Genomic DNA, 12,374 nt, shown 5'->3' on the forward strand with positions numbered 1-12,374 from the left:
GGCTACGAGACCTTCGTGAGCCGCATGAACCTCGAGGGCCACCGCGACCAGCCCGAATGGCTGAGCCATGTGAACGCCTCGGTGCTGAAGGTCAAGCTGGCCACCGCCATCATCGGCATCAGCTCGATCCACCTGCTCAAGACCTTCATCAACGCGGACAACTACTCCGACCGCGTGCTGATCGCCCAGACCGCGATCCACATCACCTTCCTGTTCTCGGCGATGGCCATCGCCTACACGGACAAGCTGATGTCGCGGTCTCCGGACGACGCGCACTGAAGCGCGCCGTCGCCCGGGGCTAGCGCCCCGTCATGTTCTCGGGCACCACCCACTGGTCGAACTGCTCGGCCGTGAGGTGCCCCGAGGCGATCGCGGCCTCGCGCAGGCTGCTGCCTTCCTTGTGCGCCTTCTTGGCGATGAAGGCGGCCTTGTCGTAGCCGATGTGGGTGTTGAGCGCGGTCACCAGCATCAGCGAGCGCTGGACCAGTTCGGTGATGCGCTCGCGGTTCGGCTCGATGCCGGCCGCGCAATGGTCGTTGAAGCTCACCATGCCGTCGGCCAGCAGCCGCACGCTCTGCAGGAAGTTGTGCGCCACCATCGGCCGGAACACGTTGAGCTCGAAGTTGCCCGAGGCACCGCCGATGTTGATCGCGACGTCGTTGCCGAACACCTGCGCCGCCAGCATCGTGACCGCCTCGCTCTGGGTCGGGTTGACCTTGCCGGGCATGATCGACGAGCCCGGCTCGTTCTCGGGAATGCTGAGTTCGCCGATGCCGCTGCGCGGGCCGCTGGCCAGCCAGCGCACGTCGTTGGCGATCTTCATCATGCTTGCCGCCAGCGTCTTGAGGGCGCCGTGCGCATGCACCAGCGCATCGACCGAGGCCATCGCCTCGAACTTGTTGGGCGCCGTGACGAAAGGCAGGCCGGTGAGCTTCGCGAGCTCGGCTGCCACCTGCTCGGCATAGCCCTTGGGTGCATTCAGGCCGGTCCCGACCGCGGTGCCGCCGAGCGCCAGTTCGCACAGATGCGGAAGGGCCGCGCGCACATGCGCCTCGCCGTGCGCGAGTTGCGCGACATAGCCCGAGAACTCCTGGCCCAGGGTGAGCGGCGTCGCGTCCTGCAGATGCGTGCGCCCGATCTTCACGATGTCAGCGAAATCCTTCGATTTCCGATCCAGCGTGCCGCGCAGCTTGCCGATCGCGGGCAGCAGCTTGTGCGTGATGGCCTCGACCGCCGCCACGTGCATCGCGGTCGGAAAGACGTCGTTCGACGACTGGCTGCGATTGACGTCGTCGTTCGGGTGCACCAGGCGCCCTTCCCCGCGCTCGCCGCCGAGCAGTTCGCTGGCCCGATTGGCCAGCACTTCGTTGACGTTCATGTTGGTCTGGGTGCCCGAACCGGTCTGCCAGACCACCAGCGGAAACTCGTCAGGATGGCGGCCGGCGATCACCTCGTCCGCCGCAGCGACGATGGCCTCGGTCTTCTTCTGGTCCTGCAGGCCCAGCGAATGGTTCACCACCGCCGAGGCCCGCTTCACCTGCGCCAGGGCGCGGATGATTTCCCGCGGTTGCTGTTCGCCGGAGATGTCGAAGTTCTGCAGCGAGCGCTGCGTCTGCGCGCCCCACAGCTTGTCGGCAGGCACCTCGATCGGGCCGAAAGTGTCGCGCTCGACACGGGACTTGGGGGATGTGGTCATGGCGTAGCTCGCTTTCAGGATGAAGGGCCGGCCGCTCGCCGGGCGCAATGTGGAGTATCGGCGCAAACAAGAATGGCTCGCATCGATGAAGAAGGTCGACTTGGCTCTCTTTATGCCGAAAAGTTATGAGCGAAGCGCTCAAGACCGTCAACAAGTCATGTCGATTGCCCTGCACGACGCGCGGATCACCGGAAACCTGTTCGAGATCATGCAGTTGCCGATCTGGCGGCCGAGCAGGCGCGCAGGTTTTCGGCGGCTGAGATAATCGCGGCAGCGTCCCCCACTCACAAGAACCTCCCTCCCCCACATGACCACCATTCAGCAAGCCGACCTGATCGAGTCGGTTTCCGCCGCGCTGCAATACATCAGCTACTACCACCCGGCCGACTACATCGCACACCTGGCCCGCGCCTACGAGCGCGAGCAGAGCCCGGCGGCCAAGGACGCGATGGCGCAGATCCTGACCAACAGCAAGATGAGCGCCACCGGCCACCGGCCGATCTGCCAGGACACCGGCATCGTCAACGTGTTCCTGAAGGTCGGCATGGACGTGCGCTGGGGCGGCTTCACGGGCAGCCTGGACGACGCCATCAACGAAGGCGTGCGCCGCGGCTACAACCACCCGGACAACACGCTGCGCGCCTCGGTCGTGGCCGACCCGCAGTTCGACCGCAAGAACACCAAGGACAACACGCCGGCCGTGATCTTCACCGAGATCGTGCCCGGCAACACCGTCGAGGTGACGGTCGCGGCCAAGGGCGGCGGCAGCGAGAACAAGAGCAAGCTCGCGATGCTCAACCCCGGCGACAGCATCGTCGACTGGGTGCTCAAGACCGTTCCGACCATGGGTGCCGGCTGGTGCCCGCCCGGCATGCTCGGCATCGGCATCGGCGGCACCRCCGAGAAGGCCGCGCTGATGGCCAAGGAGAGCCTGATGGACGACCTCGACATGCACGAGCTGCAGGCCAAGAAGGCCTCGGGTGCCGAGCTGACCAAGGTCGAGGCATTGCGCATCGAGCTGTACGAGAAGGTCAATGCGCTCGGCATCGGCGCGCAAGGCCTGGGCGGCCTCTCGACCGTGCTCGACGTCAAGATCCAGATGTACCCCACGCACGCCGCGAGCAAGCCGGTGGCGATGATCCCGAACTGCGCCGCCACCCGCCACGCCCATTTCGTGCTCGACGGCTCCGGCCCCGTGTACCTCGAGGCACCGTCGCTCGACCTGTGGCCGAAGATCGACTGGGCCCCCGACACCAACAAGAGCAAGCGGGTCGATCTCGACAAGCTCACGCCGGCCGAGGTCGCCAGCTGGAAACCCGGCGACACCCTGCTGCTCAACGGCAAGATGCTGACCGGCCGCGATGCCGCCCACAAGCGCATCGCCGACATGCTGGCCAAGGGCGAGAAGCTGCCGGTGGACTTCACCAACCGCGTGATCTACTACGTCGGCCCGGTCGATCCGGTCGGCGACGAGGCCGTCGGCCCGGCCGGCCCGACCACCGCCACGCGGATGGACGGCTTCACCGAAATGATGCTGGCCCAGACCGGCCTAATCGCGATGATCGGCAAGGCCGAGCGCGGCCCGGTCGCGATCGAGGCCATCAAGAAGCACCAGAGCGCCTACCTGATGGCGGTCGGCGGCGCCGCCTACCTCGTGAGCAAGGCGATCAAGACCGCCAAGGTGGTCGGCTTCGCGGACCTCGGCATGGAAGCCATCTACGAGTTCGACGTGGTCGACATGCCGGTGACGGTGGCGGTCGACGCCGGCGGCACCAGCGCCCACATCACGGGCCCGGCCGAATGGCAGAAGCGCATCGCCAGCGGCGAATTCAAGACCATCACGCTGGAAGCGGCTTGAGCCTGGCGCGCGTCGAAGGTCCCTCGCGCGCCGACGATCCGATCGGCGTGTTCGACAGCGGCGTCGGGGGCCTGAGCGTCCTCAACGCACTGCGCGAGACGCTGCCGCACGAGCGCTTCGTGTACTTCGCCGACACCGCACACACGCCGTACGGCGAACGTGGCGACGCCTTCGTCGCCGAACGCAGTGCCGCCGTCGCTCGAGAGCTGATCGACACCCATCGGATCAAGGCCCTGGTAGTGGCCTGCAACACCGCGACCGCCGCGGCGATCCACCGGCTGCGCGCCGACCATCCGACGCTGCCGGTGGTCGGTGTCGAGCCGGCGCTGAAGCCCGCGGTGGCGCTGAGCCGCACCGGGCACATCGCGGTGCTGGCGACCCGCGTGACGGTGGAGAGCCGCAAGTTCCAGGCGCTGCTGGCATCGCTGACCGGCCAGGCGGCTTTCAGCATCGTGGCCTGCGACGGCCTGGCAGGCGCCATCGAGCGCTCCGACGACGCCCGGATCGCGGCACTCTGCGAGCGCTACCTGGCGGCAGCCGGGCGCTTCGGCAGCGCTGACGGGGACATCGACACGCTGGTGCTGGGCTGCACCCACTACCCCTTCATCGCCGACGAACTGCAGCGCCATACCGGCGACGCGGTGCGCTTCATCGACACCGGCGCCCCCGTGGCGCAGCAGGCGCGGCGGCTGCTCGAGCAGGCCGGCGCACTGCGCGCCGACGGCGACGGCGAACTGCGCCTGCTGAGCAGCGGCGCCCGCGAAGCCCTGGACGCCGCGGCCGCTCGCTGGCTCACGGCCACCAACTGATGCGCCGCCTGTGCCGCGCCCTGTGCTTCGGCTGGCTGCTGGCCGGCTTCGGCGTCGCCGCCCACGCAGCCTGCGACACCGGGCTCGCCGAGCGCATGCATGCCAAGCTGCACCCGAAGCGCAGCCTCGACCACGAGCGCGCCGTGTGCGAACCATGGCGCGGCGTGCCGGGCCGCTTCATCGTCGTGCTGCCGTTGCCGCGCCCCTCGACGGAACCGGGCACCGTCCAGTTCGATCTCGACGTGCTGGTGGTGCAGCAGGCCGACAACGGCAATACCGACCGCGCCAAGGTCGTCAGCCGGCTGTTCGAGGAAGACGTGCTGACCGAAGACGCGGTGCGCATCGCCGAGATCCGGGTCGACGGCGCCCGCTATGCGCTGGCACCGGACGCGCGCGCCTTCGGCCTGCGCATCCTGCGCCAGGGCTCCTCGCGGGCCACCCCTTATGCCAACGAGAGCCTGACGCTCTATGTGCCCCAGGGCCCGAAGCTCGCGAAAGTGCTCGACGGCCTGGAGCTCACGCTCGAGCAGGGCGAATGGGACAGCAACTGCACCGGCAGCTTCGAGACCGTGCGCGGCAGCCTCTCGGTGGCGCGCAGCGGTGCCGGCGGCTATGCCGACCTGATCCTGCACCAGGCCCGCTCCGAAAGCCGGTCGAGCCCGGCGGGCGACGAATGCGCGACGCACGAGCAACGGCAGACCTTCAAGTCGCGGCTGCTGCGCTTCGACGGCACGCGCTACCGCATGGTCAAGACCGCCGCGCCGCCGACCTGAGTCCTCGCGCAGCCCGTCGCCTCGATTCAGGCCCGCAGCGCCGCGTCCCGCCCGCGCCGCATGTCGATCGGCAGCAGCAGCAGGAGCCCGCCCACGAACAGCAGCGCAGTCGCAAGGATTGCGACCCGTTGGTTGCCGCCGGTGGCCCAGGTGATCGCACCATAGCTCAGCGGACCGACGATGCTGGCCAGCCGGGTGGCGAAGGTCCAGAGGCCGAAGAATTCGGCCAGCTGGCGCGGCGGCGCCAGGATGCCGGTCATGGCGCGGCCGGCCGACTGGCTGGACCCCATCGACAGCCCGGCGATGGTGGCGGCCCACCAGAAGCCACCCTTGGTGCTGACCGAGGCCGCGATCAGGCAGACCGCGATCCAGGCCACCAGCGTCCCGGCGAGCGAGCGGCGGTGGCCGATCCGGTCCTGCAGGTAGCCGAAGCCGAAGGCACCCAGCGCCGCCGCGATGTTGAGCACGAAGATCAGCACCATCGTCTCGCTCGGCACGAAGCCGATCACCTGCTCGGCGTAAATCGCCGCCAGGGTGATCGCCACCGCCACGCCGCCCTGGTAGCAGACGGTGCAGGCCAGCAGCCACATGAAGTCGCGGTAGGCGCGGGCCTCGCGGAAAGTGTCGCGCAGCTGCTGCCAGGCGCTCTGCTCCGGCCCGCGCTGCTGCGGCAATGCGCGCTCGGGCAGCAGGGCGAAGGTGGCGCAGGCCGCCGCCCCATAGAGTGCGGCCGTGATCAGCATCGTGACCGGCACGAAGTGCGCCGCCGGCAAGCCGCGGGCCTGGGACCACAGCACATAGGCCAGGCACAGGCCCAGCGCCAGCATGCCGCCGAGATAGCCGAAGCCCCAGCCCCAGCCGCTGACCTTGCCCATGCCGTCGGCCGTGGCGAGTTCCGGCAGGAAGGCGCCGGTGAGCGACTCGCCGTAGGAATAGAAGGTGTTCGAGAGGATGACCAGCGCCATCGCGAGCGCCACCGCGTAGGGGCCGCCGAGGCCCGGCGTCAGGGCCAGCGCCGCGGTCCCGGCCACGCAGGCCACCGTCACGATCAGCAGCACCCGCTTCTTGGCCGCATGCAGGTCGGCCCAGGCGCCGATCGCGGGCATCGTCAGCATCACGATCGCGTAGGAGATGCTGAGCGCCGCGGTCCAGGCGAAGGCGCCCCAGGGCGCCCCCTTGGCGATGCCGCCGACGAAGTAGGCGGCGAACACTGCGGTGATGACCACCGTGGTGTAGCCCGAATTGGCGAAGTCGTACATCGCCCATCCGAACACCTCGCGCTTGCGCACGCCGGGTTGGAGGGCGGACTGGGGAAACAGGGCCAAGCGAAGACTCCGCGAGTGGATGGTCGCCGAGCATAGCGGAGCGGCGTGACCGCTCCGCGTCCGCTGCAAGTCCGGCCCTGCCGGGATCCGCTAGTGCAGGTGGCGCGGACGGCGGCCGCCGCCATGGCCGCCGCTGCCGGCACCGCCGGTGCCGCCGCGCGGGCGCTTGCCGATCTCGAGCGAGTTCACCAGCGCGTCGAAGCGGTCGCCGAAGAGCTTGTCGATCTCGGCCACCACGCCGCCGAGTTCGGCGCCGTCGAAGTGGCGCTCCATCAGGTTCACCACGTCTTCCACCAGCAGGTCGCGCTGCACCTGCATGATGGCGGCCGGGTTCGGGCCGACGAAGAGCATCAGGAAGTCGTCGCGCGACTCCTCGTCGGGGTCGCCCTCTTCCTCGTCGAAGTCGGTGTCGTAGAAAGTGACCTCGAGCGCCGCGCCCTGCTCGGACAGCTCGTTGAGCGCCATACACATCTCGTCGAGCGCCTGGCGGAAGTCCTCGTCGCCGGCCACGGTCCAGCAGATCTGGAGCATGTGCTCCTTCTGCTCGAAGCGGATGCCGGGCTCTTCTTCGTAGACGCTGGTGGCGCCGTCGGCCAGCGACTTGGCGCCGGCGTATTTCCAGAGCGGTGCGAGCGCTTCCTGGATCTGCTCGAAGCTCACGTCGGAACGCAGCGGCACGTCGCCGTGCACATGGATTTCGAACGGAGCGTTATAGCGAGGCATGTCTTGCTCCCTTGTAGTGTGGTGGTGCCCGGAACCGGGGTCGAACCGGTATGCCCCTTATGCAGGAAGCGGCGGATTTTAAGTCCGATGTGTCTACCAATTTCACCATCCGGGCTTCCGGTCGGACATCGACGATACCGCAAACGAAAGCAGCCCCGGCAACGTGGGTTGGCGGGGCTGCGTTTCCGGTACCGATGTCGGTGGAGGCGCGACCCGGAGTCGAACCGGGCTAGACGGATTTGCAATCCGTTGCATAACCGCTTTGCTATCGCGCCAGCAATTCTTGTACTGCGAAAAAAAGGGAAGCCTCAAGCTTCCCTTTTTCAAAACTGGAGCGGGAAAAGAGTCTCGAACTCTCGACCTCAACCTTGGCAAGGTTGCGCTCTACCAACTGAGCTATTCCCGCGTTTCGAGCCTCGAATTATATAGCAATTTTTAGAGGCCTCGCAACACTCGAAGCTCAATGCTTCACCGATCCTTCGACCGGCGTCGCCGCGCGCTGCTTGGCGAGCTCGGCCACTGCAGCAGCGGAAGCCGCGACCTCTTCGTCGGACAGCGGCGTCGGCATCTTCTCGAGCGCGATCTCGAGCACCTTGTCGATCCATTTGACGGGCACGATCTCGAGGCCGTTCTTGACGTTCTCGGGGATGTCCTGCAAGTCCTTGGCGTTCTCCTCGGGGATCAGCACGGTCTTGATGCCGCCGCGCAGGGCGGCCAGCAACTTCTCCTTCAGGCCGCCGATCGCCGTGACCTCGCCGCGCAGCGTGATCTCGCCGGTCATCGCGACGTCGCCGCGCACCGGGATGCCGGTCAGCGCCGACACGAAGGCCGTCGTCATCGCGGCGCCCGCGCTCGGGCCATCCTTGGGCGTCGCGCCATCGGGCACGTGGATATGGATGTCGCGCTTCTCAAACACCTCGTCCTTGATGCCGAGCCGGCGGGCGCGGCTGCGCACCACGGTGCGGGCCGCCTCGACCGATTCCTTCATGACGTCGCCCAGCGAGCCGGTGCGGCTGATCACGCCCTTGCCGGGCATCGTCACGGCCTCGATCGTCAGCAGGTCGCCGCCGACCTCGGTCCAGGCGAGGCCGACCACCTGGCCGACCTGGTTCTGCTTCTCGGCCAGGCCGAAGCTGTACTTGCGCACGCCCAGGAAGTCGTTGAGGTTGGCGCCGGTGACCAGCACCTTCGGCTCCATCTTCTTGAGCAGCAGGCCCTTGACCACCTTGCGGCAGATCTTCGAAAGCTCGCGCTCGAGCGAGCGCACGCCGGCCTCGCGGGTGTAGTAGCGCACGATGTCGCGCACCGCTTCCTCGTTGATCAGCAGCTCGTCTTCCTTCACGCCGTTGTTCTTCATCTGCTTAGGCAGCAGGTACTTCAGCGCGATGTGGGTCTTCTCGTCCTCGGTGTAGCCCGCCAGGCGGATCACTTCCATCCGGTCCAGCAGCGCCGGCGGGATGTTCATCGAGTTCGAGGTGGCGACGAACATCACATCGGAGAGGTCGAAGTCGACCTCGACGTAGTGGTCGCCGAAGGTGTGGTTCTGTTCCGGGTCGAGCACTTCCAGCAGCGCACTCGACGGGTCGCCGCGGAAGTCGGTGCCGAGCTTGTCGATCTCGTCGAGCAGGAACAGCGGGTTGCGTGTGCCGACCTTGTTGAGGCTTTGCAGCACCTTGCCCGGCAATGCGCCGATGTAGGTGCGGCGATGGCCGCGGATCTCGGCCTCGTCGCGCATGCCGCCGAGCGCCATGCGGGTGTACTTGCGGCCGGTCGCTTTGGCGATCGATTGCCCGAGCGAGGTCTTGCCGACCCCCGGCGGGCCGACCAGGCACAGGATCGGCGCCTTGACCTTGTCGACGCGCTGCTGCACCGCGAGATATTCCAGGATGCGGTCCTTGACCTTCTCGAGACCGTAGTGGTCTTCGTTGAGGACCTCCTCGGCATGGGCGAGGTCGTGCTTGATCTTGGTCTTYTTGCTCCACGGCAGGCCGATCAGCACGTCGATGTAGTTGCGCACCACGGTCGCCTCGGCSGACATCGGCGACATSAGCTTGAGCTTCTTGAGCTCGCCCTCGGCCTTCTTGAGCGCTTCCTTGGGCATCTTGGCGAGCTTGATCTTCTTCTCGATCTCCTCGATGTCCGCGCCCTCCTCGCCTTCTCCGAGCTCCTTCTGGATCGCCTTGACCTGCTCGTTGAGGTAGAAGTCGCGCTGGTTCTTTTCCATCTGGCGCTTCACGCGGCCACGGATCTTCTTGTCGACGTTGAGGATGTCGACCTCGCGCTCGAGCTGGCCGAACAGGTTCTCGAGCCGCGCCTTGATGTCGTCGAGGTCGAGCACGGCCTGCTTGTTGTCGAGCTTGAGCGGCAAATGGGCGGCGATGGTGTCGGCCAGCCGGCCCGGATCGTCGATGCTCGAGATCGAGGTCAGGATCTCGGGCGGGATCTTCTTGTTGAGCTTCACGTACTGGTCGAACTGCTGCATCACGGCACGGCGCAGCGCCTCGACCTCGGTGCCCTTCTGGACCGCGACCTCGATCGCCTCGACCGGCGTCACGTTGGCCGAGAAATGGGTCTCGCCGTCGTCGATGCGGTTCACGCGGGCGCGCTGCTGGCCTTCGACCAGCACCTTCACGGTGCCGTCGGGCAGCTTCAGCATCTGCAGGATGGTCGAGATGCAGCCGACCTCGAACATGTCCTCGACCGAGGGCTCGTCCTTGGCGGCGGCCTTCTGCGCCACCAGCATGATGCGGCGCTCGGCCTCCATCGCCAGCTCGAGCGCCTTGATGCTCTTGGGCCGGCCGACGAACAGCGGGATGACCATGTGGGGGAACACGACGACGTCGCGCAGCGGCAGCAGCGGCAGGTCGAGTTCGGTGGCAGGCAGGGGGGTATGACCGGACATGGGAATCCTTTAATTGATCATGGAAAGATGGTCGGCCGCGCGCACTTTTCAAGTGCGCGGGCACGGTCTTCGTCGAAGACGACGCCGGACGCCWGGCGGGGAGCGGCCGGCTGCTTGGGCATCAGGCCGACGCCGGGCCGCCCCAAGGCGGCCTGCGGCCCCCTCGGGGGGCAGCGCCTACACGCAGTGAGGAAGCGTGGGGGCCACATCAGGCCTTCTTGGCCGCCTCGCGATAGACGAGCAGCGGGGGCTTGTTCTCGTCGATGGTCGACTCTTCGACCACCACCTTGTCGACGTTGGTGGCGTTCGGCAGTTCGAACATGGTATCGATCAGCGACTGCTCGAGGATCGAGCGCAGGCCTCGGGCGCCGGTCTTGCGGGCCAGGGCCTTGCGGGCGATCGCCTTCAGCGCCGCGGGACGGATCTCGAGGTCGACGCCTTCCATCTGCAGCAGCTTGGTGAACTGCTTGACCACCGCGTTCTTGGGCTCGGTCAGGATCTGGACCAGCGCTTCCTCGCTGAGTTCGGCCAGCGAGGCCACCACCGGCATCCGGCCGACCAGCTCGGGAATCAGCCCGAACTTGATCAGGTCTTCGGGTTCGACCTCGCGGAACACCTCGGTGACGCTGCGCTGCTGCTTGCTCTTGACCGTGGCGCCGAAGCCGATGCCCGAGGCCTCGGTGCGGTTCTCGATCACCTTCTCGAGCCCGGCAAAGGCGCCGCCGCAGATGAACAGGATGTTGGTGGTGTCGATCTGCAGGAAATCCTGGTTCGGGTGCTTGCGCCCGCCCTGCGGCGGCACGCTGGCCATGGTGCCTTCGATCAGTTTCAGCAGCGCCTGCTGCACGCCCTCGCCCGAGACATCGCGGGTGATCGAGGGGTTGTCCGACTTGCGCGAGATCTTGTCGATCTCGTCGATGTAGACAATGCCGCGCTGGGCCCGCTCGACCTCGTAGTTGCAGCTCTGCAGCAGCTTCTGGATGATGTTCTCGACGTCTTCGCCGACATAGCCGGCCTCGGTCAGCGTGGTGGCGTCGGCCATCACGAAGGGCACGTCGAGCATCCGCGCCAGGGTCTGGGCCAGCAGCGTCTTGCCCGAGCCGGTCGGGCCGATCAGGAGAATGTTGCTCTTGCTGAGCTCGACGTCGTCGCCCTTGGATTTCTCCTTGTGGCGCAAGCGCTTGTAGTGGTTGTAGACCGCCACCGCGAGCATCCGCTTGGCGGGCTCCTGGCCGATCACGTAGTTGTCGAGGTTGGCCTTGATCTCCAGCGGCGTCGGCAGGTCGTGGCGCGCCTCGCGCGCGTCGTCACCCGCGGGCAACTCGTCGCGGATGATCTCGTTGCACAGGTCGATGCACTCGTCGCAGATGAAGACCGACGGACCGGCGATCAGCTTCTTGACCTCGTGCTGGCTCTTCCCGCAGAACGAGCAGTAAAGCGTTTTTTCGCTGGAGGAGCCTTTTTTCTCGGCCATGGGCAAATGCCTCGTAACAGGGGTTTAACAATGATAGCGAAGATGAAAGCCCACAAGCCCATCGCTGGCCTGAAGAAAAACGGCGTTTTCCCCCCAGGAAAACGCCGTTGTTGCTCGCGCGCCTCAGCGCCGGGCCTTTCAGCTGCGCTTGGAGATGACCTGGTCGATCAGGCCGTACTCCTTGGATTCGTCAGCCGTCAGGAAGTAGTCGCGCTCGGTGTCGCGGGCGATTTTTTCGAACGACTGGCCGGTGCGCTCGGCCAGGATGCGGTTCATCTGCTCGCGGGTCTTCAGGATGTCGCGGGCATGGATCTCGATGTCCGTGGCCTGGCCGCGGGCCCCGCCGAGCACCTGGTGGATCATGATCTTCGAATTGGGCAGCGAGAAACGCTTGCCCTTCTCGCCGGCCGCCAGCAGGAAGGCGCCCATGCTGGCCGCGAAGCCGATGCACAGGGTCGACACGGCCGGCTTGATGAACTGCATGGTGTCGTAGATCGCCATGCCGGCGCTGACGCTGCCGCCCGGGGAGTTGATGTAGAACGAAATGTCCTTGTCGGGGTTCTCGCTCTCGAGGAACAGCAACTGCGCCACCACCAGGTTGGCGGTCTGGTCGTTGACTTCGCCGACCAGGAAGATCACGCGCTCCTTGAGCAGGCGCGAATAGATGTCGTAGGAACGCTCGCCGCGGCCCGATTGCTCGATGACCATCGGAACCATGCCGAGGCCTTGAATTTCCTGTGCGCTCATGTGTGCTCTCCAGAGGGATTTTGTACGGTACCCAGACGAAATGGGGCTCGTGCCACAAAGCACAAGC

The 12,374-nt window shown here is 66.5% G+C and carries 11 protein-coding genes and 3 tRNA genes; 5 read left to right on the forward strand and 9 right to left on the reverse strand.

What is annotated here, in order from left to right; translation table 11 throughout:
- Nucleotides 1–279 (forward strand): YqhA family protein (locus tag AC1D2E_RS26850; protein ID WP_478200218.1); only part of this gene is annotated, 279 nt, incomplete at its 5' end.
- Between the two features lie 19 nt (nucleotides 280–298).
- Here the strand turns inward: AC1D2E_RS26850 and fumC are convergent.
- Nucleotides 299–1,696 (reverse strand): class II fumarate hydratase, encoded by a 1,398-nt coding sequence (gene fumC, locus AC1D2E_RS26855; protein ID WP_478200219.1) that lies wholly within the window; start codon nucleotides 1,694–1,696, stop codon nucleotides 299–301.
- A 19-nt stretch (nucleotides 1,697–1,715) separates the two neighbouring features.
- Between fumC and AC1D2E_RS26860 the strand changes: the two genes are divergently transcribed.
- Genes AC1D2E_RS26860 through AC1D2E_RS26875 form a run of 4 tightly spaced genes read left to right on the forward strand, consistent with a single transcriptional unit; the run spans nucleotide 1,716 to nucleotide 5,136 of the window.
- Entirely contained in the window at nucleotides 1,716–1,961 is a 246-nt protein-coding gene (locus tag AC1D2E_RS26860; RefSeq protein ID WP_478200220.1) for a hypothetical protein, read from the forward strand.
- A 42-nt stretch (nucleotides 1,962–2,003) separates the two neighbouring features.
- Nucleotides 2,004–3,554, forward strand: a complete 1,551-nt coding sequence (locus AC1D2E_RS26865) for a fumarate hydratase (protein ID WP_478200221.1) — start codon at nucleotides 2,004–2,006, stop codon at nucleotides 3,552–3,554.
- Nucleotides 3,551–4,363: a glutamate racemase gene (gene murI / locus AC1D2E_RS26870; protein WP_478200222.1), complete on the forward strand. Its 813-nt coding sequence runs from the start codon at nucleotides 3,551–3,553 to the stop codon at nucleotides 4,361–4,363. Before AC1D2E_RS26865 ends, murI begins: the two co-directional genes overlap by 4 nt.
- On the forward strand, nucleotides 4,363–5,136 hold the full coding sequence (locus tag AC1D2E_RS26875; RefSeq protein ID WP_478200223.1) for a PA3715 family protein: 774 nt from the start codon (nucleotides 4,363–4,365) through the stop codon (nucleotides 5,134–5,136). Before murI ends, AC1D2E_RS26875 begins: the two co-directional genes overlap by 1 nt.
- 26 nt (nucleotides 5,137–5,162) lie before the next feature.
- Here the strand turns inward: AC1D2E_RS26875 and AC1D2E_RS26880 are convergent, their stop codons facing one another.
- The 8 genes from AC1D2E_RS26880 to clpP form a co-directional block, all read right to left on the reverse strand.
- The gene (locus AC1D2E_RS26880; protein ID WP_478200224.1) at nucleotides 5,163–6,461 is read right to left on the reverse strand and encodes an MFS transporter; all 1,299 of its coding nucleotides are present in this window, start codon (nucleotides 6,459–6,461) and stop codon (nucleotides 5,163–5,165) included.
- Nucleotides 6,462–6,551: 90 nt separating this feature from the next.
- Nucleotides 6,552–7,184 (reverse strand): DUF6806 family protein, encoded by a 633-nt coding sequence (locus AC1D2E_RS26885; protein ID WP_286367536.1) that lies wholly within the window; start codon nucleotides 7,182–7,184, stop codon nucleotides 6,552–6,554.
- Between the two features lie 22 nt (nucleotides 7,185–7,206).
- A tRNA-Leu gene (locus AC1D2E_RS26890) sits at nucleotides 7,207–7,299 on the reverse strand.
- An 86-nt stretch (nucleotides 7,300–7,385) separates the two neighbouring features.
- Nucleotides 7,386–7,459: transfer RNA gene (locus AC1D2E_RS26895), tRNA-Cys, on the reverse strand.
- A 55-nt stretch (nucleotides 7,460–7,514) separates the two neighbouring features.
- Nucleotides 7,515–7,590: transfer RNA gene (locus tag AC1D2E_RS26900), tRNA-Gly, on the reverse strand.
- Nucleotides 7,591–7,644: 54 nt separating this feature from the next.
- On the reverse strand, nucleotides 7,645–10,086 hold the full coding sequence (gene lon, locus AC1D2E_RS26905) for an endopeptidase La (RefSeq protein ID WP_478177817.1): 2,442 nt from the start codon (nucleotides 10,084–10,086) through the stop codon (nucleotides 7,645–7,647).
- A 208-nt stretch (nucleotides 10,087–10,294) separates the two neighbouring features.
- Nucleotides 10,295–11,560 carry an ATP-dependent Clp protease ATP-binding subunit ClpX gene (gene clpX, locus AC1D2E_RS26910; protein WP_478177818.1) on the reverse strand — a complete coding sequence of 422 codons (1,266 nt, stop codon included), beginning with the start codon at nucleotides 11,558–11,560 and terminating at the stop codon, nucleotides 10,295–10,297.
- Nucleotides 11,561–11,698: 138 nt separating this feature from the next.
- Nucleotides 11,699–12,307, reverse strand: a complete 609-nt coding sequence (clpP, locus tag AC1D2E_RS26915) for an ATP-dependent Clp endopeptidase proteolytic subunit ClpP (protein ID WP_093159368.1) — start codon at nucleotides 12,305–12,307, stop codon at nucleotides 11,699–11,701.
- Nucleotides 12,308–12,374: the final 67 nt, after the last annotated feature.

This window comes from Variovorax sp. P1_H2 (assembly GCF_056405295.1).

Excerpts from the sequence above, each read along its gene's own strand:
- AC1D2E_RS26875 (WP_478200223.1), top strand. The coding sequence starts at position 4,363 with ATGCGCCGCCTGTGCCGCGCCCTGTGCTTCGGCTGGCTGCTGGCCGGC.
- AC1D2E_RS26885 (WP_286367536.1), bottom strand. The coding sequence starts at position 7,184 with ATGCCTCGCTATAACGCTCCGTTCGAAATCCATGTGCACGGCGACGTG.
- fumC (WP_478200219.1), bottom strand. The coding sequence starts at position 1,696 with ATGACCACATCCCCCAAGTCCCGTGTCGAGCGCGACACTTTCGGCCCG.
- AC1D2E_RS26860 (WP_478200220.1), top strand. The coding sequence starts at position 1,716 with ATGAAGGGCCGGCCGCTCGCCGGGCGCAATGTGGAGTATCGGCGCAAA.
- clpX (WP_478177818.1), bottom strand. The coding sequence starts at position 11,560 with ATGGCCGAGAAAAAAGGCTCCTCCAGCGAAAAAACGCTTTACTGCTCG.
- clpP (WP_093159368.1), bottom strand. The coding sequence starts at position 12,307 with ATGAGCGCACAGGAAATTCAAGGCCTCGGCATGGTTCCGATGGTCATC.